The organism is Bradyrhizobium sp. CCBAU 11361, from assembly GCF_028128935.1.
GTDB classification, from domain to species: Bacteria; Pseudomonadota; Alphaproteobacteria; order Rhizobiales; family Xanthobacteraceae; genus Bradyrhizobium; species Bradyrhizobium niftali.
Genome location: NZ_LBJZ01000175.1, coordinates 43,498 through 69,728, shown reverse-complemented (window position 1 = coordinate 69,728; position 26,231 = coordinate 43,498). Strand labels below are relative to the sequence as shown.

The following is a 26,231-nucleotide window of genomic DNA, read 5'->3' as shown; positions in this document are numbered from 1 at the left end:
AATCCGAGTTTTTCACTGCGGCGCCGACCTTTTCAGGAGGAATGGGCGCGGTGGTCTCCATCGGCCATCGGAGCGGTCAAAGATGTCGAACGTCGAGGAATTCCCCATACAGCGCCAGCTCACCGAGTTCGAGGCGCTCGTCGCCGCCGCTCCGACGGCGCTGGAAGCCATCCCTGGCGCTGTCTATGTTTGCGACCATGAGGGCTGGCTGATCCGATACAATTCGGAGGCGGCTGCTCTCTGGGGCCGCACTCCGAACCTGGATAGTCGAAAAGAGCGCTTCTGCGGATCGCACCGCTTGTTTCTGCTCGATGGCACGCCGCTTCGAGCCGAAGACTGTCCCATGGCTGATGCGATCCGCGTAGGGACGACTACCCGCAATGCCGAAGTCATAATGGAGCGGCCCGACGGCGCTCGTTTTACTGCCTTGGTTAATATCCGTGCCTTGAAGGATCACCGGGGCAACATACAGGGTGCGATCAACTGCTTTCAGGACATATCCGCGCACAAGAAAATGGAGGAGGAGGTCCGGCGAAAAAGCAGCGATCTGGAAGACTTTTTTGAGAACAGCGCGGTCGGTCTTCACATTGTCAGTGGTGAAGGCATCATCTTGCGCGCCAACCAGGCTGAACTCGACCTTCTGGGATACCGAGCCGATGAATACGTGGGTCGCCACGTCGCAGAGTTCCACGTCGACGCGCCGGTCATCGGTGAGATTCTCCAGAAGTTATCGTGTGGCGAGCAGCTTGACCGCCACCCCGCCCGTCTGCGCGCGAAGGACGGCTCGATCAAGTACGTCCTTGTCACTTCGAACAGCCGGATCGACGACGGGAAATTTGTCAATACGCGCTGCTTTACATTGGACGTGACGCATCTACGTGAAGCCGAGCGCGCGCGTCGGGAAAGCGAGGAACGCCTAGCGGCAACCTATGAAGCTGCCACGGTCGGCATTGCAGAGGCCGACCAAACGGGCCGCCTGCTGCGCGTCAACGACGCCATCTGCAAAATGCTTGGTCGCTCACGCGATCAGCTTCTGAGCATGACTTTCTTCGATTACACACACCGGGACGATCAAGCTGAAGATGCTGCGAACTACACTCGTCAGGTCGAAGGTGAAATCGACAGCTATTCGGTGCGCAAGCGTGCTTGCCAACCCGACGGTACAATCGTCTATCTCGACGTCTACGCCTCAGCGGTTCGTGATGATGCAGGACGATTCCTTTATGGTGTCAGGGTCATTCAGGATGTTACCGACGCCAAGCGGATGGAGGATCGCATTCGCGAGAGCGAGCGTCATATGCGCGACCTCCTCGAAGGCTTGCCAGCTGCCGTCTACACCACCGATGCAAATGGCCGAATAACATTTTTCAACAAGGCCTGCATCGAGATGGCAGGCCGAACTCCCCAACTGGGGGATGAGTGGTGCGTAACGTGGCGGCTCTACACCGCTGACGGAGCGCCGCTACCCCACGATCAATGTCCTATGGCTGTCGCCCTGAAGGAGGATCGGCCGGTCCGCGGTGTCGAGGCCGTCGCGGAGCGTCCCGATGGCACACTGGTTCCGTTCATCCCCTATCCAACGCCTCTGCATGATGCCGATGGCAAGCTGATCGGGGCGATCAACATGCTCGTCGATATCACCGAGCGCAAGCAGGCGGAAAATCGGCAGAAGACGCTGATCGACGAATTGAACCACCGAGTGAAGAACACGCTAGCGACCGTGCAGTCTCTGGCCAAGCAGACGGCGCGGCATTCCGACAGCCTGCAGGACTTTAGCAAGGGATATGAAAAGAGGCTGCTCGGGCTGGCTCGTGCGCATGATTTGCTGACCAGGCGCCACTGGGAAGACGCGCCGCTGGATTATCTTGCCCAGGAAGTTCTCGCACCCATGGCCACAAGCTTTGGCGGACGGGTGAAAATTGAAGGGCCGTCGGTCACCCTCAACCCGCGGGCCGCGCTCAGTGTTACGATGGCGTTGACCGAACTCGCCACGAACGCAGCGAAATATGGCGCGCTGTCATCTGAAGCAGGAATGCTATCGCTCACTTGGCATGTGCGTGAGAGTGCCGGCCAGACGACGCTCGATCTCGTTTGGCAAGAAAGCGGGGGTCCACCGGTGCAGGCGCCGACGCGACGCGGCTTTGGTACGCGGCTTATGGAACGGTGTATCGAGCGCGATCTGAGTGGAGAGCTCGATCTTGTCTTTGATTCGAAAGGGTTGTGTTGTCGTACTACTTTTCCATTGCGGGGATCGGCGCCGAATGGCTGATCTTGCCGGTCTGCGCGTGCTTGTGGTCGAAGACGAGGGCGGCGTGGCGTTGCTCATAGAAAGCATGCTCGAAGAGCTGGGCTGTAACGTGACAGCGTCGGTCGCGACCCTGGCAAAGGCGTTGAACATGGCCCGTGCCGAGACATTCGATTTCGCGGTCCTCGATGTCAATTTGGACGGTGAGCTCGTCTTCCCCGTTGCAGAAATTCTGAAGGCAAGGAAGCTGCCGTTTGTGTTCAGCACGGGATACGGCCGCATCGGCGTGCCGGAAACATTTAAGGAGTGCGAAGTGTTGAACAAGCCATTCACGATAGAAGATTTCAAGACGAAGTTGCTTGCGATGCTCGGCAGCAGCAGGCCCTCGGGAGACGGGTGAGCCATCTCAAGAATATTGTGCAGCGATGTAGTGTCGGAGGTGCTTCATGGGATTGGAAGGGACGCGCGTTCTTCTTGTCGAGGATGATGCGCTGGTGGCTATGTCGATCGAGGACATGCTCGGCGACCTCGGCTGTACGGTTTCGGCGCAGGCGGGCAGTTTGGCGGAAGCGCTGGACAAGGCTCGTGCGGGAAGATTTGAGGTTGCGCTTCTGGACGTGAGCCTAAATGGCAAGCAGGTGTTTCCGGTCGCCGAGTATCTGTCACAACAAGGTATCCCGTTCGCCTTTGCGAGCGGATATGGGCGGGCAGGATTGCCGGAAGGCTTTCGCAACCGGCCTGTCGTACCCAAGCCATATAAGCTCGAGGAACTTTCGGCGGCGCTGACGGCCGCCTTGCTGGGTAGTAAGGGCGGTTTGACGACGTCGGCAGAACTCCACAAACAATGACGATGAAGAGACGCTGTGAGGTCGCTTCAGTTACAACGGAGATCTTTCTATGCCTAAGGTTCACGAAGCAGCGCCGCTCAGTCGGTCAGTTAAACTCGCGGGCTCGGAACTTACTTGTTCCTGCCATGCTTGTGCATTTTTCAACTCCGACGATGAGGAGCAGGCAATACTGGCGCCGTTCGCCAAGGATGGGCTGGCGGCTAATGACCGGCTCGTCCAGATCATCAACAATCAGCAACAGGACGACCGCGTTCGGAGGCTAAAGGCGGAGGGGATCGACGTCGACGCGGCCACGGCGCGGGGCCAACTGGAAATGAGACCCTGGGAACAGGCCTATTTGAGTGGCGGCAACGGCTTTGATCAGGATGCCATGCTCGCCCTTATCCAGGACGTCCTCAAAGAGGGCCGGAGCAGCGGATTTGGGATGACCCGCCTCTGGGCCAACATGGAATGGGCACTGGAAGACCTTCCGGGCGTCGAAAAGATTGTCGAATACGAGACAAGGCTAAATCACGTTCTCCCAAAATACGATGACGTGGTCGTTTGCACATACGACCTCAATAAGTTCAGTGCGGCTACGGTGATGGATATATTGCGCACCCACCCTCAGGTCATCGTCGGCGGGGTTCTTCAGCAAAATCCATTCTTCGTTCCCCCGGATCAGTTTCTGGCCGAGCTCCAGGCTCGAAGGACGCCCGCGTAACGGCGTAGACCTTGGGGATGGGTATTGAACAAGGTGGATCAACTTGACGACCGCGAACTGCGGGCATTGCGCCGCGCTCTCGGCGACATGGCGGCGCTGTCTTCTCTTCCGGCAATGTGGGTCAACGCCGATGAGGACCGGATAGCGGCGGACCTCGCCGATGCGCTGGTGCAGGTGCTTGATCTGGATGGCGTGCGGGTGTCCTTTCGCACCGAGCGGGGCGAAACCCGCGCGGTCAGCCGCTTTCCCAATGGTCAGCCTACGGATCTGGCTCATCTCCTCCAAACAACCTTCCCGGAGCCGGGGGCCGCGGCAACCGGCGAACTCGGCCCGGACGGAAGTCTCCGTGGATTTTGCACTGCTATTGGATTGACTGGCGCCGGCCGTCTCGACGCGGTGTGTGGTCGGCGGAGCTTTCCAACTCAAGCCGAGCACTTAGCGCTCACAATGGCTGCCAACCAAGTGGCCGTCGCTTGGCAGAGGGCGCGCGCGGAACGGGCGCTCCGCGCCGAGACCGGGGCGCTCAACCGGGAGCGGCACGCGGTGGAGGTGCTTAACCGGAAGCTCGGAAGCGAGCGGGACCGGCTGCAGAGGCTATTCGAGCAGGCTCCGGGCTTTATGGCGGTCACGCGCGCGGTTTTCCCGCATCCGGCTTTCCGACAGGTTTCGTCACAAGGCGCACGTCGGCGACACTTTGCGCACGCGGTTCAGCACGGTCCCCAGCACGTATTCGAACTCTGCAATCAAAGCTATTTTCGCTTGGTGGGGCAGCGCGACATCCTAGGTCGGTCTGTTCGCGAGGTATTCCCTGAGCTGGAAGGGCAAGGCTTTTTTGAGATCTTGGACAGGGCCTACGCGACCGGCGAGGCCTACGTTTCGACGGCTGCAGCAATCGACCTCCGACGAGAACCCGGCGGCCCACTGGAGCGGCGTTATCTCGACTTCATCTACCAACCGATTTCCGACGATAAAGGGGAAATCACGGGCATCTTCGCCGAAGGACACGATGTCACCAATCAGGTCCAAAGTCAGGCGCAGCTGGCCTTCAATGAAGAATCGTTTCGCCTGGCTACCTCGGCCGCCGAGGTAGGAATCTGGGACCTCGATTTAACCACTGATCACTTGACCTGGTGCGACCGTACCAAGGCGATGTTCGGAATCTCGCCAGGGAGGCCATGCAGCATGACGGACTTCTATGCTGGGCTGCATCCTGACGATCTCGACGCCACAAGCCAGGCCTTTGCCTCCGCTCTCGATTCTCAGCTTCGCGCCACTTATGACGTCGAATACCGGACGATCGGCAAGGAAGATGGCATCGTTCGGTGGGTTGCGGCCAAGGGCAAAGGCTTGTTCGACGGGGAACGCTGCATTCGTGCTATCGGAACGGCCCTCGACATCACGGCGCGGAAAGCGGCCGAGGAGGCCCTTCGCCAAACCGAGAACGAACTTCGTGCAGAAACCCGCGCGCTTCAAATACTCAATCGCGCCGGCGCTTCGGTTGCGGCGAACCTCGATTTGGCCGATGTCGTGCAGACCGTGACGGATGCGGGCGTCGAGCTCACTGGTGCTGCTTTCGGAGCCTTCTTCTACAATGTCGTCAACGAAGCCGGTGAAAGCTATACACTCTACACACTTTCCGGCGCGCCGAGAGAGGCTTTTTCCAGGTTTCCGATGCCGCGTAACACCGCCATCTTCGCCCCGACCTTCGATGGTGGAGGAACGGTGCGATCGGATGATATTTTGAAGGACCCCCGCTACGGGCACAACGCGCCGTACAAGGGCATGCCCGAAGGCCACCTACCGGTCAGGAGCTACCTCGCCGTTCCCGTTCGCTCGCGTTCGGGTGAGGTGCTCGGAGGGTTGTTTTTCGGTCATCCGGAGCCGGGGATGTTCAACGTGCGCTCGGAAGAACTCATGACCGGCCTAGCCGGCCAAGCAAGTGTCGCCATCGACAATGCACGGCTATTCCAGGCGTCGCAGAGGGAGATAGCGCAGCGAAGATCCGCTGAGGAGATGTTGCAGCAGCTGAACGCGACCCTTGAAGACCGCATTGCCGAAGAGATGGCCCAGCGTGGAAAGGCGGAAGAGGCTCTTCGGCAAGCGCAAAAGATGGAGGCCGTCGGGCAACTGACCGGCGGGGTCGCTCACGACTTCAACAACCTCCTGACCGTTGTAATCGGGGGTCTTGATACAATCCGGCGCAGCAAACCTGGCGACGAAATTCGCGTTCGCCGTGCGGTTGAAATGTCTTTGCAAGGTGCACAGCGGGCCGCAAGCCTCACGGCCCGTCTGCTCGCCTTTTCAAGACGGCAGCCGCTCACCCCGCAACCCTCCGATCTCAACCTCATTATTCGGAAGATGACGGATCTGTTCCACCGCACTCTCGGCGAGACCATTGAATTGGAGGGAGTGCTGGCGCCCCGGCTTTGGACGGTGGATGTCGATCCAAATCAGGTCGAGAGCGCAATTCTCAATCTTGGTATCAATTCCCGCGACGCGATGCCCGAGGGCGGCCGTCTAACGATTGAGACGGCTAATGTCGTTCTCGACGAGCAATACGCCGCCACCGACGCCGAAGTGGTCCCGGGCCAATATGTCATGGTGTCGGTAAGCGACACCGGCAGTGGCATGGACAAGGAGACTCTAAACCGGGTGTTTGAACCGTTCTTTACGACCAAGGAGGTCGGCAAGGGCACGGGCCTCGGTCTCAGCATGGTATATGGCTTCGTAAAACAGTCAGGCGGCCATGTCACCATCTATAGCGAGCCGGGCGCCGGCACGAGCGTGAAATTGTACTTCCCCCGGTATCATGGCGATGCGGCCTTGGGCACGGAAACTCAGGAGCACCTCGCGCCGCGCGGCCATTCGGAGGAGGTGATCCTGGTCGTCGAGGACAATGCGGACGTGCGCGCATATAGCGTCTCAGTGTTGGTCGAACTCGGCTATAACGTCCTGGAAGCCGAACACCCCGATGCCGCGCTGAGCATCCTGCGAACGTCGGACAGGATAGACCTGCTGTTCACTGACGTCGTGCTCCCGGGCAGAAGCGGGCGAGAGTTGGCGGAACTTGCCAAGCAAATGAGACCCGGGTTGCAGGTGCTGTTTACGACAGGGTATTCGCGAAATGCCATCGTTCACCATGGACGCCTGGATGCCGGCGTACAACTCATCAGCAAGCCGTTCACGTTTGAAGGTTTAGCGACTCGCGTCCGGGATATTCTGGACGCTATGCCTAGCACTGCGACAGATGCCGCGGATAACGGGCTGTGAGCCGATAAGTGTGTCGCCTCCTAATGGTGACATGCATGTCTAGCCGAGACGGAGGAGAGTTGCTCGGCCTCAGCGATTGCGACCCGCGGTACAAGGGCGCTGCCGAGAACGCGCTTCTTTCGAGTCATCGGACTGGGTGCTCTTTCGACGGCTCTTGCCTACATGCTGGTACTGGACATGTAGAGGGTGAGGAACTTTAGCGGTCCTCCAATGCTTGCTTCTTATTGAAAGCAGGACCGCATGTTCGTTCTCACTGAGTCACGCCTCCACCCCCGCCAGCAGATATTCAACGACAACGATCGTGAGGACGCCGCCATTGCAAAGCGAGCGGAGGATGAGCGCTGGATAGAGCACATCGTCGAAGCCTTGCTCGGAAAGCTCAAACGGATGTGGAAGTAAGTAGCCGCGCACAAACGAAAAAAAGCGCTAGCCCCGCGACGCCCCCAGGTGTCCCGGGGCTGGAGAGGAGCGGGACGTCGGGGCCGCGAGCGCGCTCGAATACGCCTAGCGCACTGCCGATATCAATCTGATCTTAAACGGCCCATGCCGCTAACAAATGTGAGGTATCCCGGATTAACCTTTGTCCGGGGGAACTAAATCTGGCTGACCCCGTTGCCGAGTCGTTTTTTAATTGCTTGAGGAGTGCGCCATGCGGGAGCGCCGCAGAGTGAAACAGACACGATCCCTCGAAGAACGGATGGCCGAGCAGGTGGCTAAACTCAAGGCGCAAGCCAGTCAGTTACCTGCCGGCGCTGAACGCGAGGCCCTGCTCAAGCGCGCGCGGATCGCGGAGACCGGAGCGCACCTGACTGATTGGTTGACTTCCTCCGAGATGCGGTCGCCAATTTAAGCGTCCGTGGTAGTGGCGCATTCTGCGTCCGCTCGCGTCGCTCAGGATCGTGCGGGTATAGGCGTGCCCTTCAGGAACCTGCCCGCGATGCAGCTTCTTTTGTGTGCTCATCGTTCTCACAGACTGCTCAAGAATCTGACCGCCGTTGTTGAGATGCACGGTCGTGTCGCGATCGCCGTGAAACACAATGGTTGGGACAGGGGACCGGTCACCTGAAATTACCTTGTGATCGGACCTGCCTTGTCGCATCGTGACGAGTGCAGAGGGAAGGTCTGTGGCAACCCCGCACGCGAGGCCAGAATGTATACCGATTGCCGCGTACAGATCGTTGTAGGTTGCTCCCATGATGGCCGCGGCGGCCTGCTCCGGCCGACAACCCGCCAACGTAGACGCGCTTTCGATCAACTGAATATTCGCGCATGATTTGGCAAGTGATGCCCGCGATAAGCGAGGGTTCACCTCTGCCTCGCTGCTGGTCGGCTGTACGAAACCAGTTCCAACATTTTGCCGGGTTTGCCTGGCTCGGCTGGGCTGGATAGACCACGAAGCAATTATGCTCCTCTGCGATAAAGTTCATCCTCGTGCCGGCGGCGAAATCATCCGGCGACTGGGTACAGCCGTGAAGCATGACGACCAAAGGAAGCGGTCGCTCCTGATAGCGGCTTGGGATGAAGAGCTTGTAGGCACGGCTTCCCGCGGGACTGCTGTACGTGCTTTCGATATCGGGCGCCCTCCGGCACGACGTTCGGCGTGGACAGTGGGGCGCGCGTCCGTGACGTCCTTTCAAGGGTGTGCCCCACGGCGAAGTGGGTTTTATTCGCGAGTAGCAAAAAGAAAAGGCCCGCCGGAGCGGGCCGTTTCAATGTTCCTTAGCGAAATGCGCCGCCGTATCGCTGCCGCTCCTTGCGAACCTCGTCCGCACCGTAGGGTTTGCTGGCGGGATCGAACGATTTCCACCCAGCCTTTTGCCAGGCAGCACTCCGGTCGCGCAGGTTGATGGCAGACTCGTTCAATATTGCATCGAGGCGGGACCGGTCCGCATCGGCCACTCGTGCCGACACCAGCGTGCCGCCACGACGGACGCCCTCGGCATAGGAGTGAGCATCCTGTTCCGAAACGCCAGCCTGCGTGAGAGCTCCGACAATACCGCCGGTAGCTGCTCCTGCGGCGGCGCCAACCGCCGTCGCGGCCAGCCAACCAGCTGCGACAACGGGTCCGAGGCCGGGGATCGCCAGCAAGCCGAGCCCGGCAAGAAGGCCGGCAGTGCCACCTACGCCCGCGCCAATGCCGGCGCCTTTCCCGGCACTTTCGGCGCGATCGTCGACGCCATCGCGATCGCGATCCAGCTTCTTGTCGGTGTTGAACCAGCTGTCTGAATTATTGGCGACGATGCTGATGTCCGAGTGCGGCACGCCGGCGGATTCGAGGCGCCGAACAGCCTGCTGAGCGTCATTGTGGTTGTCGTAAAGACGAGAAATTGTAACGGTCATGCTAAACCTTCCCTACTTGGCAGTATTGACGTTGCCTTGAAAATCGACGCTTATCGAAGCGGCTGACCCGCTCTTGCTGGCCTTGCCGCGCCAAACACCATTTTCGTCCTTTTTCAATTCGGTGACGTTGGTGTAGCCCGCGTCCTCGATCTTCGACTTGGCTTGTCCTTCAGTGAAACTGTTGCGACCCGCGACAGGTGCGTTGGAGTTGTTTTGACCGGGGCTGTTGACCGCGCTGTTGTTCGGTCCCGACTGCGCAGGCGGATTTTGCGCCGAAGCCGTGGTAGCCGCCAATAATCCAATGCAAATTAACAGAAGTGAGCGTTTCATAGGTATCTCCAGAGTTCAGGTGTGAGCCCAATCTCTCGTCGCCGCGTTAGTTCCTGGACCTGCGACGTTAAGTGGATTTCCAATCGCCAAATAATTCTTTGGCCCCAGCAGTCATCGACCACATCTGAGAGCCGCTAGTGTCGCTGGCGCGCATGTTCTCGGAGGCCGACGAATCCCTTCTGGAGCCCGCGGTGGCTACGGGCCGCTCGTGTGCGACGGCTCGTCAACTGACGCTTGAGTCGGAACTTAGCCGGACGCGCGGGATTGCCCCCATGCAATCCCCCCACATCGCGGAGATCCACCATGGCGAAAATGAAGAAGCTCGAGGACCTATTTCACGACACTCTCAAAGATGTCTATTTCGCTGAGAAGAAGGTTCTCGCGAGCCTGCCGAAAATGGCGAAGGCCGCGCAGCATGCCGACCTCAAGGCTGCTTTCGAGAAACACCTCGGCGAGACCGAAGGTCAGATCGATCGCTTAGAGCAAGTGTTTGCGGAAATCGACAAGAAACCTCAGGGCAAGACTTGTGACGCAATCGTGGGTATCGCAAAGGAAGGGCAGGAGATTATGGACCAGTACCAAGGCATGCCCGCCCACGATGCGGGGTTGCTCGCCGCAGCGCAGGCCGTCGAACACTACGAAATGACCCGCTACGGAACGCTTCGCACTTGGGCCGAAGAACTCGGTTACACCAAGTCGGAAAAGTTGCTCCAACAGACCCTTGACCAGGAACGTGCGACTGACGCCGCGCTGACCAAACTTGCGAAAGCCGTCATTAATCTGGACGCTGAAAAAGACGAAGCAGCGTAATTGGGTGGAGCGCCGCCCCACCAAATACGGCGGCGTCCGTATTGGCTGGCCAGCGCAGGGCTGGATGCGCACCTGTTCGGCACACATTCACCGTGCCGAACAAGGGCCCCTCATTTCACGGGCGTACTCGGACAATCATCACCTTCTAGTGCGCCATCGCGATTTCACCCGACAATTGCTCGCGCCTTGCATCGATCCGCAACATCACGACAACGATTGCGCCCGCCAGCGCGCACCCCGCCAGCAATAGAAGGCCCGCGGTAAAATTGCCGGTCAAATCCTTCAGATAACCCATCGCGTAGGGACCGGCGAAACCTGAAAGATTTCCGAGCGAGTTGATCGCGGCGATGCCGGCGGCGGCCGATGCTCCCGTCAGGAAACTTGCCGGCAGCGGCCAAAACATCGGGGGTACCGCAGAGACGCCGATCTGTGCAAAACAAAGCAGCGCCATGACGATGACGGAGTTGGAAACGAAACCTGCCAATCCGATCCCAATCGCGGCCATTATCAACGCCACGGCGACGTGACCTTTTCGTTCCATGGTCCGATCGGAATGACGACCGAGCAGCACCATGCCCACGGCGCCGAAGACAAAAGGCAGCGCCGCGAGCAATCCGGTCTGGATATCGCTTACGCCAAAACCCTTGATGATGGTCGGCAGAAAGAACGCCACTCCGTAACTTGCAGCATTCAGGCAGAAATACACCAATGCGCACATGAAAATGCGCGGATCCGTGAGCGCCTGTCCCAAGGACAGGTGCTCGATCTTCTCCTTGTTTAGCTTCTCGGTGGCCTGCACGTTCTCCAGCCACGCAATCTCGTCGTGTTGCAACCAGCGGGCCTGGCGCGGCAAATCGGTCAGATAGATCAGGACGCCGATGCCCACCAAAACCGATGGCAATGCCTCGAGAATGAACAGCCACTGCCAGCCTTCCAACCCCCAGCCTGTCAGGCCGAGCAGCATCCCGGAGATTGGTGATCCGATGATGGACGATATCGGGATCGCCAGCATGAACAGGCTGATGACCCTGGCGCGGTAGATCGCCGGGAACCACAGGGTGAGATAAAAGATGATGCCCGGAAAGAAGCCTGCCTCGCAGGCGCCGAGCAGCAGACGGAGAGAGTAGAAAACGCCCGCCGCCGGAATTCCGGTCGCCGCCGATATCGATGGGATGAATGCGAAAGCCGCCGAGACGATTCCCCACGTAATCATGATGCGGGCGATCCAAACACGCGCGCCGACTCTTTCCAGAAAGATGTTGGAAGGCACTTCAAACAGAAAATATCCGACGAAGAACAAGCCGGCGCCCAGTCCAAAGGCTGCTTCACTTAAACCGAGCGCTTGGTTCATGTGCAGCTTGGCAAAGCCGACATTGACCCGGTCGAGATAGGCCACGAAATAGCACAGGATCAGGAACGGAATAAGCCGCCACATAACCTTGCCAATGACACGTTTCTCCACGTCTTGCATGGCGCAGCCTTCCCGCATCGCAATTAGAGGCCCGTGTTCAAAAATCCGGGTAGCGTTGCGAGCCAACAAGACTGGCAACGCCTACGTTCCGAGCGCCCGATCGGCGCAACGAGGGACGGTTACTCTAACGCAATAACCGGCCGAACTGCGCCCTTTTGTGATCGTGGCGTCGATTTGGCGAGCGAACGCGTCGATCATTCGTGCGCCGATTCCAGACGGTTGCCTGTCGGCGTGCAGCGGAGTTCCGTTGCCTTCATCCGAGACACTGATTGAAAAACGGTCCGGTGCCGTCTTGAGCGCAATCTGCACGCGCCCGCCTCTGCTCGAATGTTGCGAATGCTGAATGGCGTTCGTGACCAGTTCGTTGACGATAAGGCCAAGCGGCACCGCAAGATCAGTGCGGATGACGAGCGGGTCGGCGTCGACTGCGATCGTCCAGGCTTGATCGGCGCTGCTCGATGCCGCTGTGATTTCCCGGCAAAGTTCGACGAGATACTGGTCAAGCGCGACCGTTCCGACGTCGTCAGACATATGAAGTTGTCGATGAACGGCTGCTATGGCCGCAACGCGCGCGGCTGCATCGTGGAATTGACCTGCAGCGGCCCCTGCCGTTGTGGCGTGCATATGCAACAGGCTCGACACAATCTGCAAGCTGTTCTTGATGCGGTGATCGACCTCCTTGATCAGCAAGTCTTTTTGCCGTCCGCTTCCTTCAAGGGCACGCTTTGCGTCTTCAAGCGTTTTTCGTTCGTTGAGTTCGCGTAGTGATGCCAGCTCCTCAAATAGCCGTGTTCCCATCTCACAGCGACCAGCTTCAGAATCTTCCAAAAGCAACTGGGCGAGTTGCTCATGCTCGCGCAGCAGCGCATTTAGGTCGTCTTCAAGGGGCAACTCCGGATGCATCAATGTCCAATAGTGAGCTGACCGGATAAACGTCAGAAACGCGACCAGCAACTCGAATTTTTCGCCGCCAAGGGCAATGCGCAGTGCCCGCTTCGCCCGGTTTGCGCGCGCGGGCTGAAGGAAGAGCACAGTGGCCGAAGTGAGCAGGTCCTCATCGTAGGCGGTCTCGGGTGAAGGCCAATTGATCGGTTCTGCGATGGCTTCCAAGCGGGCAAGCGCCGCCCCTATGTGTTCGTCAGAAGGGATAGGGCGCTGGAGCAGACGAACCACCTGTGGAACCGTCATCACCGGCGCATTTGGATCGCCGGCAGACCGACCGAGTCCCAAGAGGAAGCCGCAGTGTCGCGTGATGCAGTAACGAACTTCGCAAAAGCGGGAGAGATAGACAAAGAGCCGTTCCTTGAACAGCGTCGGGATCGGGTTGTCCAGGTAGGCTGACTTCGCGAACAGCCACAATTCGCGAATGACCAAAGGCGCATCCGGTGCAGATCGGAAAAAATTCGGAACAAGGCCGAAGCGCGCGGCGACCTCACGCTCGAGATCTTCTTGGCTGGTGTTCTGAGGGCGCGAAGGCCCTGGGAAACGCGTAATCGTAGACACGCTGTAACCTCAACTCGGCAAACCGCTGATCTCCGCACGGCAGAAGTTAACTAGCTTAGAACGGTCGTCAGTTTGAGTCTGAGCAAAATTGCTCACCTTTGGGACCAGCGAGTCGCACCGATTAATCCAAGACTGAGGCCTATTGTGTGGACCTGCCGCGACTTCCGCACGATCGTAATTCCAATGAAGCGCATCATACGCTGCAAGTGAGTACGGCTGCTTGAGATGGAAAAGTGTCAAGAACTCTCTCTTCAATCGGCGTCAACTCGCCGGAACCTGAGCCACTGTTGATTATAGCCTTTTATTCCTGGATGGCGCTCTCCCACCTCAACTGCTGCACAGCTATGCCTATAGGCACCGGCCGCCACGAAAAAAGTAAGGCCGCCAGTTGGCGGCCTCATTGACCAGCCCTAACCGGCGGGCTTTCTTTGTGCTCATGCGGCGCGCCATGGTTTTCGTCAGTCTGCTCCGCATCCCCGGGCTTTTTCCCGGCCATATTTCCGGGATTGAAATGGTACTTACCTTCCGGATTCTCGCCGGGCTGCTTCTCATTTGGGTCTTTGTTGTTAGCCATTAGACTCGTCACTCCTTTGGAAGGGTAACAATGTTGAACGGGACCAAAGTCGTTAGGTTCCAACACTCCGTTTCAGTCGCTTGTCTTGATTTGGTATGGAGCAGCGCCATGCAACTCAGTAAGGGTAATCTTGAACTGGCTAGGACGACAAGGTGCCAGATCCCATGAGAAGAGCGATAGCGGCTGTGATGGCAACAAATACAAACGCATGAGAACCTCGTAGTGATTGCGGCGGCCGCGCCTGGCGACACCATGTCAGTAATGCCGTCGCAAATTGCGGTTGGAACGAAAGCTCAGCTGCCCCCGTTTAGGATGAGCTGCAACATTTCTCATTTGACTGAGGCATCGTGCAGACCACCTGAGGTACTGCGCATGGCTTTTCCGCAAACACGCTCCCCCTCGTTTCTGTCCGACTGTCTGGTCGCCTTCAGGCGATATCCTGCAATCACTACCGTTGCTGGTGCAGCTACCCTCGTGGCGGCGACCGCGCTTGTAAACCGGCAGCTTGCCAAGAAGGCGCTACGCGATAATCCGCCGCAGGGGCGGTTCATCAACGTCAACGGCGTGCGTTTGCACTATGTGGAACGCGGCAATGGCCGGCCGCTGATTCTCTTTCACGGCAATGGCAGCATGATCCAGGATTTCGAGTCGAGCGGTCTAATTGATCTGGCGGCCGCGAATTACAGGGTAATCGTGTTCGACCGTCCGGGATTTGGACATAGCTTGCGGCCCCGGAACGTCGTTTGGACCCCGGAAGCACAGGCAGATCTGTTCAAGAAGGCACTTGATCGGCTGAGCGTCCAGCGGGCGATTGTGCTTGGCCATTCATGGGGGGCGTCGGTCGCCGTGGCGCTGGCGACAAGACATCCGTCGTTCGTCGAAGCTTTGGTGCTGGCATCGGGATATTATTTTCCGACCGCCCGCGCCGACGTAGTGGCCTCGTCGCTACCTGCCATACCTGGGCTTGGCGATATCATCAGCTACACCATCTCACCGATCCTCAGTCGTTTGATGTGGCCTGCGATGTTGCGCAAGGTGTTTGGCCCGCGATCAGTCCCCGAGAAATTCGCCGGCTTTCCGAAGGAAATGGCCTTCCGGCCATCACAGATCCGGGCCAGCGCGGTGGAATCGGCGTTGATGATTCCCGCTGCGTCTGCTTCCTCGAAGACCTACAGCGAACTCGACATGCCTACGATCATACTTGCGGGCGAGGATGATCGTTTGATCGATATCGATGAGCAATCGGCCAGGCTGCATGACGAGGTCAAGCAGAGCAAATTGCACCGCATCGCCGGAGCGGGGCATATGATCCAACAGTCTGCCACTCCTGATTTGATGGCGGCCATCGACGAAGCCGCTGCCAAGACCCTGCACTAGTCCATCGGATGCGGGGAAGCGCTGGCGCGTACCGCTAACCATGGCCGAGTTCGGAGGCTTCGCGGGTTCGGGCTCCGGCAGGACATACTTGCGTGGGGGATGGAGAAAACGCCGTGGTTTCGCTTTCAATGTTGCCGCAGGCGACAAGAGGCAAGCTGTGGACATCTCCCAGCAGATCGAAGCGGACATATCCGCCTATCTGCTCACGATCACCGCCATGAATGCTGCGGTGGGAATTGCGGCGGGGGTTGCGATGTATCTCTGCGGGCTGGGAGACCGACCTCTGGTTGTGGGCAGCCGCCGCCTTCATGCTTCAACTACGTTCCAATTCTGGGGCCGCTTTTGGGAACCGTTATTTTCCGCCGGCTTATGACAGTACCGGGCGTTGGGCCCCTGGTGGCTGTTACCTACAAATCGGCGAGATGACCCTCATCGCATCTTAAAATCGAAGGCGGCAGGCGCGCTGTTCGGGCTCACGCCCAAAAAATACCAATCGGGAGAAAAGGACGTCACGGGCGGAATCACGCTGGCCGAGAGACGAGATGGTGCGGCGGTGTTGTATGAAGCCGCCAACGTTCTGCTATCGCGCATCACGCGGTTCTCAAAACTCAAGCGCTGGGGGATGGACGTCGCCAAGCGGCGAGGCTCGAAGCGCGCAAAAGTGGCTTTGGCACGTAAGCTTGCAGTGATCCTGCATCGGATCTGGGTCGACGGCACAACTTACCGATGGACCGAATCGGGCCCGATCGTAGCATAGAGCACGGCGAGAAGAGCAGGAATGCAACCGGGCTGAACTGAAGCCCATTGCCCGAAGTCCCGTCGCCGGGACGGTGGATGCGGTGAAGCCGTTACACGCCCAGTGGCCGTCGTCCGACGAACCACGCGTATCTAGATAGGCTCACCGCTCCCTCTGACAGCATGATGTGGCGGCCAGGCGTTGACCACGGACAGAAGCATGAGCTCGGCGGCGTGACGTTCACTCGGGAGGCTTGACATTATCGGGCCCATTACAGAAGGGCGCGTACTCATAAGTGTGGTCAGGAGCGACGTGATCGCTTCAGCGCGGCGAATAAGCGCGATTGCTCCTGTGCGGAAGCGACTAAGCACGATTGGCAAGCTCGATATTTCCTCGTAGTGCCCCCTATCGAAGAGCAACATTTGCAGTACGCCCATGCAGGCAACCAGGGTTTTGCGTTCAATCAAACCCTTTTATGCTCACTGGCGACGTCGTTACCTTTGGAATTGCAATCCATGGAATACATCTCGTCTGGTCTCGCCAGGCTTGCCACAGAGGTCGTGGGTAGCGGGACTCCTACAGTATTTCTTCATGCCAACGTGTGCGATAAGCGCATGTGGCGGGCTCAATTAAATGGAATGGGCGCCAGACACAAAGCGGTTGCTTATGACCGGCGCGGATTCGGTGAAACTCGCGCCGAGCCGGAGGATTTTTCCGCCCTGGCAGATCTCGTGGCGGTGCTGGAGGCAACCGCAGACGGAAAGCCCGCGGTCCTCGTCGGCTGCTCTCTCGGAGGCCGCATCGCGCTTGATGCCGCCATCCGGCACCCGTCGCGCGTTCGCGCCCTTATTCTGATTGCCCCAATGTCGTAGGTGCCCCTGATCCGATCTACCCTCCCGATATCGAGAAACTGATGATGCAATCGAAGGAGGCAGAGGAATCTGGCAACCTCGATCGGTTGAATGCAATGAAGGCGCGTCTCTGGCTGGATGGACCGCTGGCCCCCGAAGGTCGCGTAGCCGGTCCCGCTCGCGATCTGCTGCTTGATATGAACGCCATCGCGCTCCGCTCCCCGCCGTTCGGATCGGACGTTGATGTTCAGCCCTTCTTTAACCGGCTCAATGAGATTGCGGTGCCAACTCTTGTGGTATGGGGGGACCTAGATTTCCCGTACGTTCAGGAACGCTGTCGCCACGTTGCAGCGGCAGTACCGGGCGCCGAGGGGCGTGAAATGTCGAGTGTGGCTCATCTCCCTAGTTTAGAGCGGCCAGCGGAAATAACAGCTCTCATTGCCGAATTCATAGCCCGATCTACGGCGGGAGGGGGTTAGATACGAGAATCTGGCTCTGGTCACTTTAAGCTGGGAGCCTGCTGTCGTGAATGAACCGGTGATCCGGATCTGCCGTCGTTGCGTACCATCTCACTTCGCTTGGTCCAAAACGCCCGTTGCCGGCCCCTCCGGCGGCGGGCGGTGCGTTTGGTCAGACACTTGTGATTCAAACTCCCAAACCGGAGCACGTATCATGCGCTATGAGCTCGCCGATTTTGAATGGGTTACTATAAAGCCAATGCTGCCCAACAAGCCGCGTGGCGTTCCTCGGGTGAGCGATCGTCGTGTCCTTAATGGCATCTTCTGGGTCTTGCGATCAGGAGCACCCTGGCGTGATCTGCCAGACGCGTTCGGGCCATACACCACCTGCTATAACCGATTCGTGCGCTGGCGGCGGGCTGGTGTCTGGGGCCGCATCATAGATGCACTTGCCTCTACCCATGATGCCTCTGTCCAGATGATCGACACTTCCATCGTCCGCGTGCATCAGCATGGAGCCTGCATTACGAACCGGCGCCAACGGCGGCGAGGTCTTCGTCGATGGAAGCCTGGCGCAAGTCTGAGGGCTTGAGCATCTGAGCGAGAGGGCTTCATTGCTATCGAAGCCCTCAATGCTTGCTGACTCTAGCTAGATCGGGGCGGGGCTCGTTGCACAATTCAGATTGCCGCGACGTTTGGCGCTCGAAGGGCTCGATGCCTGGTCGGCCGAGTTAGCAGCCCGCCTTTTCGATGTGCTGCCAAAACGCCTCCGCGGCTTGTGCGAGTCGAAGCTTCGGCCGGAATACGTGGATCTCGATCGGCACCCACCATGTCGGTTCCCCTGCCGCGACGATCTCGCCGGAGGCGAGCTGATCGCTGATCAAACTCTCCGGCAGCCACGCCATGCCGCGGCCGGCCTGAACCATCGTCACCAGCAGCTTCGCTAGATGAGAGGTGAAGGTCGGGCGCAGATGGATATCCAGAGGTGACGTCGCGCGCACCGCTTCGAGGATTCGTCCCATGCCGGATTCGAGACGGTAGCTGAGGAAGGGGACAGGTGCTGCTTCCGTCCCCGGCAGCCTGAAGCGCGGCTTACGGCTCCGGCCGGAGACCGGGACCGATGCGGGAATGAGCCGGTCATCTCCGACATGCAGCGACCGGAAATGCGAGGGCGCCAGCGCCGTCGTCGCCGCCGGATGGTAGTGGCAGAGCAGGAAATGCGCATCGCCCGATAGCAATATCCGTTCACAGGCCTCCATATGATTGGCAACGAGCTGAACGTTCGGTACGAACGACAATTTCGTCTCGATGCCGCGCAGCCAGCTGGGAAAGAAGGTCAGCGACAGCGCGTTCGTAGAGGCAAATTTCAGCACGTCGGAGGCGCCGCGGGCGCGCTCCTGAGCGTCCAGTCGGCCGGCGGCGAGCCGGCGCAGAATGTCCTCGGCCGTCTCGCGAAAACCTTCGCCGGCTGGCGTGAGATTGACGGTGTGCGTGGTGCGCTCCAGCAGAGGTGCGCCGGTCCACACTTCGAGCGCCTGTATTCTTCGGCTCAGCGCAGGCTGCGAGCAATTGCGCTGCTCGGCCGCCCGCGAGAAGCTGCGCGTGGTCGCCACCGCGATGAAATCGTGCAGCCAGTTGATCTCCATCGCATCGCCTCCGCCAGTCCGCATTGCTTATGCATGCTTTGCATAACGATATCAGAACACGACATTGGATTTCCAGTGCCGCGGGCGGCACCTTGGAAAAAGAGTTCTCGAGGAGAAAGGCGCGATGGCCGCGCGCACGCTTTACGACAAGCTGATCGACGCCCATGTCGTCCGCAATCTCGATGATCGGGGTCTCGTGCTGCTCTATGTCGACCGTACCGTGCTCAACGAATATACCAGTCCGCAAGCCTTTGCAGGCTTGCGCGCGGCCGGGCGCAAGGTCTGGAATCCGAAGGCGGCGCTGATGGTGGTTGATCACGTCAACTCCACGTCCGCCCAGCGCACCCGCGCGATGCCCGACGGCGCGGCGGCGCGACAGGTCGACTATTTCGCCGAGAACGCCCGGTATTTCGGCATCGAATATTTCGACATCCTCGACCCCCGGCAGGGCATCGAGCATGTCGTCGCCCCCGAGCAGGGACTGGTCATGCCGGGCATGGTGATCGCGGCCGGCGACAGCCACAGCACCGCCTATGGTGCCTTCGGTGCACTCGGCTACGGTATCGGAACGTCCGACATCGAGCATTATCTCGCGACCTCGACGGTTCGCTATCGCCGGCTCAAGACGATGCGCGTGCAGTTGACCGGCCGTCTGCCGCTCGGCGGCACCTCCAAGGACATCGTCATGGAGGTGATCCGGCGGATCGGTGCCGACGGCGCCACCGGATACGCGGTGGAGTTCAGTGGTCCCACCGTCTCCGACATGAGCGTCGAGGCCCGGATCGTGATGTCGATCATGATCGTCGAAGGGGGCGCGCGCGGCGTCGTGATCGCGCCGGATCAAAAGGTGCTGGATTATCTGAAAGGCCGTCCGCGCGCGCCGAAGGGCGAGACGTGGGAGCGGGCGGCCAGGAGCTGGCTGGCACTGGCCTCGGATCCCGATGCCCGGTTCGACCGCGAGGTTGCGCTCGACGTGTCCGAGGTGGCGCCGCTGGTGACCTGGGGCACGAGTCCCGATCAGGCGATCGCGGTCACCGAGACCATTCCCGATCCCAAGCGGCAGGCCGCGCCGGACCGCGCGGCGGCCGCAAGCCGCGCCTTGACCTATATGGGCCTCACGCCCGGACTGCCCATTCAATCCGTTCCGATCGACTTCGCTTTCATCGGGTCCTGCACCAATTCGCGCATCGAGGACCTGCGCGATGCGGCCGAAATCTTTCGCGGCCGCCGCGTCGCCGACGGCGTACGGGCGATCGTGGTGCCGGGGTCGACCCAGGTGCGAGCACAGGCCGAGGCGGAAGGCCTGGCCAAGGTGTTCACCGATGCCGGCGTCGAATGGCGGCAATCCGGCTGCTCGATGTGCCTTGCGATGAACGACGACGTGCTGAGGCCGGGAGAGCGCTGCGCTTCCTCGACCAACCGCAACTTCGAGGGCCGCCAGGGACCCGGCGCGCGCACGCACCTAATGAGCCCGGCGATGGTGGCGGCGGCAGCCGTCACCGGACGCATAACGGATGTACGTTCCCTCCTGGGAAAGGCACGCCAATGATCCCGTTCGATCAGGTCGCGGGCGCGGCAGCTCCACTGATGGCGCCGAACGTCGATACCGACGTCATCATGCCAAAAATGTTCCTCAAGGGCGTGGACCGCAGCGGGCTCGGGGAGGGCGCCTTCAACCTGCTGCGCTTTAGCGCAGGCAAGCCCAATCCGGAATTCGTTCTTAATCAGGCCGGCTATCGCGACGCCTGCTTTCTCGTGGTTGGCCCGAATTTCGGCTGCGGGTCGAGCCGCGAGCACGCCGTCTGGGGACTCCAGCAACTCGGCATCCGCGCGCTGATCGGCACCAGCTTCGCAGGCATCTTCAACGACAATTGCGCCAATAACGGTCTGTTGACGATCGCTCTCGAGGCCGGCGTCGTGGCCGGGCTCGCCGCCGTCGTGGCCGACCGTTCGCGCAACGACGTCACGATCGATCTTGCGGCGCAGACGATCCACTTCGACCGCGGTGATCGCGCGATCTCGTTCGACATCGAGCCGGACAGGAAGGAGGCTTTCCTGTCGGGCCGCGACTTCATTGCTACCACGCTCCTCTTCGCCGACGACATCCGCGCCTTCGAGGCGCGGCACCGCGCGGAGAATCCCTGGATCGTCTGACCTGCACGACCTCGAGCGCGGCGCGGATCGCCGCGTCACGAAGAAATCAATGACAAACAGCGGAGGGACCCTTGGTAGACACGACATATCGCCCGGCTGAGGCGCCGGAGGCTGCTGCTGCGGTGAAGCTTGCCCGTCTCAAGATCGGCCCGTTGCCGAGCGGCATCTACCTCGCCGCCGCGCTCGTCTGTGGAGCGGCCGTCCATTTCGGCAAGCTGCCGAACGATGTGATCGGCGGTCTATTGGTCCTGATGCTGCTTGGCTTTCTGCTCGGCAAGCTCGGCCAGACGATACCGGTCCTGAAGCAGATCGGCGGCACGGCCATCCTCTGCCTGTTCGTGCCGTCAGCGCTGGTGAGCTACGGCCTGATGCCCGATGCAGCGCTGAAGGCGATCACGACCACGTTCCGCACGGCCAACTTCCAATATTTCTTCATTGCCTGCCTGGTCGCCGGCTCGATCCTCGGGATGCCCTACCGCGTCCTCGTTCAAGGCTTCATTCGCATGTTCGTCCCGCTCCTGGTCGGGACGATCGCGGCGGTCTCGGCGGGGATCGCAATGGGGCTGCTATTCGGTCACAGCCCGAAGGACACGTTCTTCTTCATCATCATTCCGATCGTTGGTGGCGGCCTTGCAGAAGGCGTCCTGCCGCTCTCCATCGCCTACGCGGAGATGTTGCAGCGGCCGCAGGCCGAGCTCGTTGCGCAGATGGTGCCGGCGGCTCTTCTCGGCAATGTGGTCGCGATTGTCAGCGCGGGCCTTCTGGCCCGTCTTGGTGAGGAGCGCGTCCATCTCAATGGGAGAGGGATGCTAGTCAGGACCGGAGACGGTGACATTCTCGGCGAAGCGCGGCCGGACCAGCCGATCGATCTCGCCTTGCTCGGCGCGGGCATCGTCCTGTCGTGCGCCCTGTTCGTGCTCGGGATGGTGCTGGCGCCGGTGACGGGGATTCCGGGCCCGATCATGATGATCATCGCCGCGGTGGCGCTGAAGCTGACCAGGATACTGCCGGCTGAGATGGAGCTCGGCGCCTATCAAATCAACAAGCTCATGTCGGCGAACCTGACCTTCGCCATCCTGGTCGCGATGGGAACGCTGCTGGTGTCCTGGCAGCAACTCGTCGCGTCCTTCAACCCAGGCTACATCATGATCTGCACGGCCGCCGTTCTGGCGATGATCGCGTCGGGATTCTTCGTCGGCAAGTGGCTGAACATGTATCCGGTCGAGGCGGCGATCGTGACCGCCTGCCACTCGGGGCTCGGCGGAACCGGCGATGTCGCCATTCTCGGCGCCGCAGATCGCATGGGCCTGATGGCATTCGCCCAGATCTCCACCCGCGTCGGCGGTGCGATCATGATCGTGATCGCGACGCTGTTGATAAAATCGATGTCTTGATCAAGGCCGCGCCTTCGTTCGCGACGAATACTCCAGGAGACTCTCATGCTTGACTTCGAACCGACTAAATCGCGCACCGATCCCTCTGAGATCGGGCTGACGCGCCGTCATCTGATGTCGATGGCGCTGACAACGGGTGCCTTCGGTTCGGCAATACTGGCACCGGGGGCTTTTGCTAAGGAGAACGATGCTGTGAATACGGGCCAGATTCAAAAGCTGCTGCCGGGGTTTCGCCAGATGCGCCTCAAGACGAGCGGGGCCGAGATCAACACGTTCCTGAAAGGCGACGGACCGCCGCTCCTGCTGCTGCACGGGCACCCGCAGACAGTGGCGTGCTGGCACAAGGTGGCTCCCACGCTTGCGGAGCGATTTACCGTGGTGCTGGCCGATCTGCGCGGCTACGGCGACTCGAGCAAGCCTGAAGGCGGCAAGGACAGTATCGGATATTCCAAGCGCGAGATGGCGCGCGATCAGCTCGAGGTGATGCGCGCGCTCGGTTTCGACCGCTTCCAGGCGGTGGGCCACGATCGCGGCGGGCGCGTTCTGCATCGCCTGCTGCTTGATCACCCGGATGCCGTTTCCAAGGCCGTTCTGCTGGACATCGCGCCAACCGCGACGATGTACGCCAAGGTGAACAAGGAGTTCGCCACGCGTTACATGTGGTGGTTCTTTCTCATTCAGCCGGCGCCGCTCCCCGAAACCTTGATCGGCAACAATCTCGAGTTCTACCTTCAGACCCATATCAACAAGCAGAACAAGACGCCGGGCGCGATCGACCCAGTTGCATTTGAAGAGTACCGCCGCTGCTACAGCCGCGAGACCCTGCACGCTGTGTGCGAGGACTATCGCGCCGCCGCCGGGATCGACCTGATCCACGATGAGGCAGACTCCGACAGGAGGATCGGTTGCCCGTTGCTGGTGCTCTGGGGAGGAAAGGGAGTCGTCGGATCGAGTTACGACGTGCTCGATACATGGCGTGCCAAGGCGAACGATGTGCAAGGTGGAAGTCTGCCCTGCGGCCACTATCTTCCGGAAGAAGCACCGGAGCTGCTCCTCGGGAAGCTAAATGCGTTCCTTGCCTGACAAATGCATCCGGCCGCCGAAGTTGGCGAGCAAAGATTCAGTCCCCGGCACGGGTCGGCCGTTGAACCTAACGATCGAAGTGATCGCCGCGCTCGCGGCGAAGCTCAACCAACCCGCGCTGTGTCCGACGAATCGAAACTCGATCACGATCGTTGACGGCGAGCATTCACTAGAGGGCGAGCATCAGCAGAGGTTTCTGCAAGGAACGAATGGCCCGCGGTCCTGATCAGCCCTCCCGCATGGGGCCCGGCTCAGGTCATTGCCGGCTGCGATCACCTAGCGCAACAATCGCATGAAGGTCGCAGCTTCCGCAGCCGACAACCCAGCCAACATGATTCGCTGCGCCGCCCGACCGCCGGCTCGATTCCCTCCACCGTCTTGGTCAGAACCTGGGAGGTGGCGCGCGCGCCTGCTTTATGGCTTTTTATGCCCCGGGCGACCGCGCCGGCATCGCGAAATCTTCGGCGACAGCCAAGATCATGACCGAACGCCTGCTGCTGCTTACCCCCGCCGAAGAGGAAGACCTTTTGCAGGAAGCCGGATATTCGGACGTGGCGCTGTTCTATGCGGCTTTCAGTTTCCGCGGATGGGTCGCAACTTGCTAACGGCGGTCCACGAGATCGACGGCTTGAGCCGCGCCGGGCTTCGCGACGGTCCGCGAAGAGGATTATCGTCAAGGATGACTGGCCCGAGCAAGTTCCGGTCGGCGACGCGGAAATGCGCGCGGCGAGAGCTGGACGAGATGTTCGGAAAGTGACGGGTGAAGTGTCATGACCAGCGCTGCCCCACGACTAAATGATATTGAGGGGCCGCGGGGCCAACTCCCTGAACTTAGGAATGGACCCCGGCGGCCCCGTAGGAGAAGCCAGGACGAGAGAGGCCGGCGCCCGCTATCACAATGTCGACCTGTCCCATTTTTTGGGCTGGCAAGGCGACAACATGTTCTGCCCAGCGTTCAAGCGCCTCGCGCATCTCCGTCGCGTACCGAGCGCGGTTATATACGCCGGCAACGCCAGCCCGGTGGCCGCTGACGTGGTTTAGGATCGCCTCCACGATGTGTGGCAATACGCAAAGCCGGTCGGCCATCACCGTGGATGCCGACCTCCGAAGATCGTGAACTGTCCAATGGGGCAGGGGTTCGCCGAGGGCTTCCGCGATCCGTGCATCGAGCGCCGCCTTCGACTTTGACCAGCCGGAGAACCCGCGATGCGGGTCGCCGCTGCGCCGAGGGCCGTCACCAAAGAGGAAGTCTCGGCCATCTCGCCGGGGTGGGAGTAGGGCTAGGGCGGCGGGAACTAATGGTAGCGAATGCTCGCGATGGTTCTTGGTCCGGGCGCTTGGCAGCGTCCAAAGCCCGGAAAAGGTATCAAGTTCGGCCCATTGCATGCTGCCCACTTCATCACGGCGTTGTGCTGTGAGCAGCAACAAACGCACAATGCGTCCGTAATCGTCATCGCCACAGGCGCGCCAGATGGCTGATAGCTCCGTCTCCGTGAGGACCCGTTCGCGGCTTGCCGGCTGGGCGGGTCGGTTAGTGCCGAGAACCGGATTCGCAGCGATCTCAAGGCCCTCGCGTATTGCCCAGTTGAACATTGAGGACAGGGCTGTACGGGCGCGGGCTGCTGAGACCGCTCCATGAGCTGATGCGAAGTCAGCGATACGAGCCGAGATATGGCGGCGAGTGATCTGGAAGACCGAGACCGGATGCAGTGGTTTCCAACTGACCAACAAGTAGCGTTCTATCTCCGAATAGGTCCGGGGCTTCAGCCTTTGTTTGGCGTTCCGGAGGTATTGATCCGCGATTGCTCGGAGGGTCTCGGCCGCCTGCAGGCGCGCCTTGGCTTTCTCGTCCGCCGGGTCTTTGCCATTCGCAACCAGGCCCAAAAGCCGCTTGGCCTCCTTGCGTGCAAGCTCTGGTGTCCAAGGGGCGCCGTGAGGACCGATGGTCACGAAGCGCTGCCGACCGAACACTCGGTACTTGAGAACGTACGTCGCTTGATCGCGTTGACGCCGAACGCCAAAGCCCCGCACCGCTTCGCGGTGGTCTGCGTCCCAAATAGTCTCGCCCGGCTTCAGTGCTTGCACTGCGCGGATCGTTATATTTGAGACAGCCATCGATCACCTCTGTAGCTACCACGTAGCTACCACCATAGCGCCAATTGCAGCGCAGGTAAGGCGGGCGGCGGCGGGCTTGATCATTGATAGTACTATTATTTTCGTACGAAAGGCGGGGTTGGCGTAGTAACGGCGAAGCCCTCGCGGTGTCTGTGGAACAGGAGGTCGGTGGTTCGAGCCCACCCAACTGTACCAGCCATTTCAATGCCTTAGTGTAATACTGCGGATCGCGTCGCTTAGCGGAGGCGATAGCGGAGATTGCAGTCGACTATGAAAAACAGCGACGTACGATGACGGCGTGCCTCATTTATTGGAAGGTGAAG

22 protein-coding genes and 5 pseudogenes are annotated in these 26,231 nt (G+C 60.0%); 18 read left to right on the top strand and 9 right to left on the bottom strand.

The genetic code is table 11. The features are described from left to right. The first annotated feature begins 82 nt into the window (after nucleotides 1-82). The 7 genes from XI08_RS20655 (at nucleotide 83) to XI08_RS20625 (ending at nucleotide 7,916) form a co-directional block, all read left to right on the top strand. Nucleotides 83-2,269, top strand: coding sequence for a PAS domain-containing sensor histidine kinase (locus tag XI08_RS20655; RefSeq protein WP_271575738.1), 2,187 nt, complete (start codon nucleotides 83-85; stop codon nucleotides 2,267-2,269). Beyond that, nucleotides 2,262-2,645: a response regulator gene (locus tag XI08_RS20650; RefSeq protein ID WP_271575737.1), complete on the top strand. Its 384-nt coding sequence runs from the start codon at nucleotides 2,262-2,264 to the stop codon at nucleotides 2,643-2,645. The genes XI08_RS20655 and XI08_RS20650 overlap by 8 nt, the downstream gene beginning before the upstream one ends. A gap of 46 nt (nucleotides 2,646-2,691) precedes the next feature. Further along, on the top strand, nucleotides 2,692-3,093 hold the full coding sequence (locus XI08_RS20645; RefSeq protein ID WP_271575736.1) for a response regulator: 402 nt from the start codon (nucleotides 2,692-2,694) through the stop codon (nucleotides 3,091-3,093). Nucleotides 3,094-3,142: 49 nt separating this feature from the next. Beyond that, nucleotides 3,143-3,796 (top strand): MEDS domain-containing protein, encoded by a 654-nt coding sequence (locus tag XI08_RS20640; RefSeq protein WP_271575735.1) that lies wholly within the window; start codon nucleotides 3,143-3,145, stop codon nucleotides 3,794-3,796. Nucleotides 3,797-3,829: 33 nt separating this feature from the next. Next, entirely contained in the window at nucleotides 3,830-7,066 is a 3,237-nt protein-coding gene (locus XI08_RS20635) for a GAF domain-containing protein (RefSeq protein WP_271575769.1), read from the top strand. A gap of 240 nt (nucleotides 7,067-7,306) precedes the next feature. After that, on the top strand, nucleotides 7,307-7,465 hold the full coding sequence (locus XI08_RS20630; protein WP_271575734.1) for a hypothetical protein: 159 nt from the start codon (nucleotides 7,307-7,309) through the stop codon (nucleotides 7,463-7,465). 250 nt (nucleotides 7,466-7,715) lie between these two features. Beyond that, nucleotides 7,716-7,916 carry a hypothetical protein gene (locus tag XI08_RS20625; protein WP_271575733.1) on the top strand — a complete coding sequence of 67 codons (201 nt, stop codon included), beginning with the start codon at nucleotides 7,716-7,718 and terminating at the stop codon, nucleotides 7,914-7,916. Between the two features lie 174 nt (nucleotides 7,917-8,090). On the opposite strand, the pseudogene XI08_RS46405 reads toward XI08_RS20625, so the two are convergent. The 4 genes and pseudogenes from XI08_RS46405 to XI08_RS20610 form a co-directional block, all read right to left on the bottom strand. Then, nucleotides 8,091-8,375 (bottom strand): annotated as a pseudogene (locus tag XI08_RS46405) (PHB depolymerase family esterase); the annotation flags it as partial. Continuing rightward, a pseudogene (locus XI08_RS46400) lies at nucleotides 8,335-8,703 on the bottom strand (alpha/beta hydrolase family esterase); the annotation flags it as partial. The pseudogenes XI08_RS46400 and XI08_RS46405, both read right to left, overlap by 41 nt. Nucleotides 8,704-8,785: 82 nt before the next feature. Further along, entirely contained in the window at nucleotides 8,786-9,406 is a 621-nt protein-coding gene (locus tag XI08_RS20615; RefSeq protein ID WP_271575732.1) for a general stress protein, read from the bottom strand. 12 nt (nucleotides 9,407-9,418) lie between these two features. Then, entirely contained in the window at nucleotides 9,419-9,736 is a 318-nt protein-coding gene (locus XI08_RS20610; RefSeq protein WP_271575731.1) for a hypothetical protein, read from the bottom strand. Between the two features lie 303 nt (nucleotides 9,737-10,039). Between XI08_RS20610 and XI08_RS20605 the strand changes: the two genes are divergently transcribed. Then, a complete protein-coding gene (locus tag XI08_RS20605; RefSeq protein WP_271575730.1) occupies nucleotides 10,040-10,546 on the top strand; it encodes a YciE/YciF ferroxidase family protein in 507 nt (168 codons plus the stop codon). 145 nt (nucleotides 10,547-10,691) lie between these two features. On the opposite strand, the gene XI08_RS20600 is transcribed toward XI08_RS20605, so the two are convergent. The 3 genes from XI08_RS20600 to XI08_RS20590 form a co-directional block, all read right to left on the bottom strand. Next, nucleotides 10,692-12,017 carry an MFS transporter gene (locus tag XI08_RS20600; protein ID WP_271575729.1) on the bottom strand — a complete coding sequence of 442 codons (1,326 nt, stop codon included), beginning with the start codon at nucleotides 12,015-12,017 and terminating at the stop codon, nucleotides 10,692-10,694. 81 nt (nucleotides 12,018-12,098) lie between these two features. Then, complete coding sequence (locus XI08_RS20595) at nucleotides 12,099-13,520, bottom strand: sensor histidine kinase (protein ID WP_271575728.1); 1,422 nt, start codon at nucleotides 13,518-13,520, stop codon at nucleotides 12,099-12,101. 397 nt (nucleotides 13,521-13,917) lie between these two features. Next, nucleotides 13,918-14,094 carry a hypothetical protein gene (locus XI08_RS20590; protein WP_271575727.1) on the bottom strand — a complete coding sequence of 59 codons (177 nt, stop codon included), beginning with the start codon at nucleotides 14,092-14,094 and terminating at the stop codon, nucleotides 13,918-13,920. A gap of 372 nt (nucleotides 14,095-14,466) precedes the next feature. Here XI08_RS20590 and XI08_RS20585 point away from each other — a divergent pair, with 372 nt between their 5' ends. The 5 genes and pseudogenes from XI08_RS20585 to XI08_RS20565 all read left to right on the top strand — a co-directional run. Further along, a complete protein-coding gene (locus XI08_RS20585; RefSeq protein ID WP_271575726.1) occupies nucleotides 14,467-15,471 on the top strand; it encodes an alpha/beta fold hydrolase in 1,005 nt (334 codons plus the stop codon). A 142-nt stretch (nucleotides 15,472-15,613) separates the two neighbouring features. Continuing rightward, nucleotides 15,614-15,831 (top strand): annotated as a pseudogene (locus tag XI08_RS20580) (AI-2E family transporter); the annotation flags it as partial. Then, nucleotides 15,832-16,228 (top strand): annotated as a pseudogene (locus XI08_RS20575) (transposase); the annotation flags it as partial. Between the two features lie 401 nt (nucleotides 16,229-16,629). Further along, on the top strand, nucleotides 16,630-17,079 hold the full coding sequence (locus XI08_RS20570) for an alpha/beta fold hydrolase (protein ID WP_271575724.1): 450 nt from the start codon (nucleotides 16,630-16,632) through the stop codon (nucleotides 17,077-17,079). Between the two features lie 651 nt (nucleotides 17,080-17,730). After that, a pseudogene (locus XI08_RS20565) lies at nucleotides 17,731-18,036 on the top strand (IS5 family transposase); the annotation flags it as partial. A 211-nt stretch (nucleotides 18,037-18,247) separates the two neighbouring features. On the opposite strand, the gene XI08_RS20560 reads toward XI08_RS20565, so the two are convergent. After that, the gene (locus XI08_RS20560; protein WP_271575722.1) at nucleotides 18,248-19,186 is read right to left on the bottom strand and encodes a LysR family transcriptional regulator; all 939 of its coding nucleotides are present in this window, start codon (nucleotides 19,184-19,186) and stop codon (nucleotides 18,248-18,250) included. A gap of 100 nt (nucleotides 19,187-19,286) precedes the next feature. On the opposite strand from XI08_RS20560, the gene leuC reads away from it, so the two are divergent. The 5 genes from leuC to XI08_RS20535 all read left to right on the top strand — a co-directional run bounded on the left by leuC (nucleotide 19,287) and on the right by XI08_RS20535 (nucleotide 24,398). Further along, complete coding sequence (gene leuC / locus XI08_RS20555; RefSeq protein WP_271575721.1) at nucleotides 19,287-20,711, top strand: 3-isopropylmalate dehydratase large subunit; 1,425 nt, start codon at nucleotides 19,287-19,289, stop codon at nucleotides 20,709-20,711. Next, nucleotides 20,708-21,316: a 3-isopropylmalate dehydratase small subunit gene (gene leuD, locus XI08_RS20550; RefSeq protein WP_271575720.1), complete on the top strand. Its 609-nt coding sequence runs from the start codon at nucleotides 20,708-20,710 to the stop codon at nucleotides 21,314-21,316. The genes leuC and leuD overlap by 4 nt, the downstream gene beginning before the upstream one ends. A 71-nt stretch (nucleotides 21,317-21,387) precedes the next feature. After that, nucleotides 21,388-22,710 carry a 2-hydroxycarboxylate transporter family protein gene (locus tag XI08_RS20545; RefSeq protein ID WP_271575719.1) on the top strand — a complete coding sequence of 441 codons (1,323 nt, stop codon included), beginning with the start codon at nucleotides 21,388-21,390 and terminating at the stop codon, nucleotides 22,708-22,710. A 45-nt stretch (nucleotides 22,711-22,755) separates the two neighbouring features. Further along, on the top strand, nucleotides 22,756-23,793 hold the full coding sequence (locus XI08_RS20540; RefSeq protein WP_442869848.1) for an alpha/beta fold hydrolase: 1,038 nt from the start codon (nucleotides 22,756-22,758) through the stop codon (nucleotides 23,791-23,793). Nucleotides 23,794-24,272: 479 nt separating this feature from the next. Next, a complete protein-coding gene (locus XI08_RS20535; protein WP_271575718.1) occupies nucleotides 24,273-24,398 on the top strand; it encodes a hypothetical protein in 126 nt (41 codons plus the stop codon). A gap of 226 nt (nucleotides 24,399-24,624) precedes the next feature. Here XI08_RS20535 and XI08_RS20530 read toward each other — a convergent pair whose 3' ends face one another. Next, nucleotides 24,625-25,878: a tyrosine-type recombinase/integrase gene (locus tag XI08_RS20530; protein WP_271575717.1), complete on the bottom strand. Its 1,254-nt coding sequence runs from the start codon at nucleotides 25,876-25,878 to the stop codon at nucleotides 24,625-24,627. Nucleotides 25,879-26,231: the final 353 nt, after the last annotated feature.

Bases quoted from the DNA above. Each gene is read 5' to 3' on its own strand.
- XI08_RS20655 (WP_271575738.1), top strand. From the start codon at position 83: ATGTCGAACGTCGAGGAATTCCCCATACAGCGCCAGCTCACCGAGTTC.
- XI08_RS20650 (WP_271575737.1), top strand. From the start codon at position 2,262: ATGGCTGATCTTGCCGGTCTGCGCGTGCTTGTGGTCGAAGACGAGGGC.
- XI08_RS20645 (WP_271575736.1), top strand. From the start codon at position 2,692: ATGGGATTGGAAGGGACGCGCGTTCTTCTTGTCGAGGATGATGCGCTG.
- XI08_RS20640 (WP_271575735.1), top strand. From the start codon at position 3,143: ATGCCTAAGGTTCACGAAGCAGCGCCGCTCAGTCGGTCAGTTAAACTC.
- XI08_RS20630 (WP_271575734.1), top strand. From the start codon at position 7,307: ATGTTCGTTCTCACTGAGTCACGCCTCCACCCCCGCCAGCAGATATTC.
- XI08_RS20625 (WP_271575733.1), top strand. From the start codon at position 7,716: ATGCGGGAGCGCCGCAGAGTGAAACAGACACGATCCCTCGAAGAACGG.
- XI08_RS20615 (WP_271575732.1), bottom strand. From the start codon at position 9,406: ATGACCGTTACAATTTCTCGTCTTTACGACAACCACAATGACGCTCAG.
- XI08_RS20610 (WP_271575731.1), bottom strand. From the start codon at position 9,736: ATGAAACGCTCACTTCTGTTAATTTGCATTGGATTATTGGCGGCTACC.
- XI08_RS20605 (WP_271575730.1), top strand. From the start codon at position 10,040: ATGGCGAAAATGAAGAAGCTCGAGGACCTATTTCACGACACTCTCAAA.
- XI08_RS20600 (WP_271575729.1), bottom strand. From the start codon at position 12,017: ATGCAAGACGTGGAGAAACGTGTCATTGGCAAGGTTATGTGGCGGCTT.
- XI08_RS20590 (WP_271575727.1), bottom strand. From the start codon at position 14,094: ATGGCTAACAACAAAGACCCAAATGAGAAGCAGCCCGGCGAGAATCCG.
- XI08_RS20585 (WP_271575726.1), top strand. From the start codon at position 14,467: ATGGCTTTTCCGCAAACACGCTCCCCCTCGTTTCTGTCCGACTGTCTG.
- XI08_RS20560 (WP_271575722.1), bottom strand. From the start codon at position 19,186: ATGCGGACTGGCGGAGGCGATGCGATGGAGATCAACTGGCTGCACGAT.
- leuC (WP_271575721.1), top strand. From the start codon at position 19,287: ATGGCCGCGCGCACGCTTTACGACAAGCTGATCGACGCCCATGTCGTC.
- leuD (WP_271575720.1), top strand. From the start codon at position 20,708: ATGATCCCGTTCGATCAGGTCGCGGGCGCGGCAGCTCCACTGATGGCG.
- XI08_RS20540 (WP_442869848.1), top strand. From the start codon at position 22,756: ATGCTTGACTTCGAACCGACTAAATCGCGCACCGATCCCTCTGAGATC.
- XI08_RS20535 (WP_271575718.1), top strand. From the start codon at position 24,273: ATGACCGAACGCCTGCTGCTGCTTACCCCCGCCGAAGAGGAAGACCTT.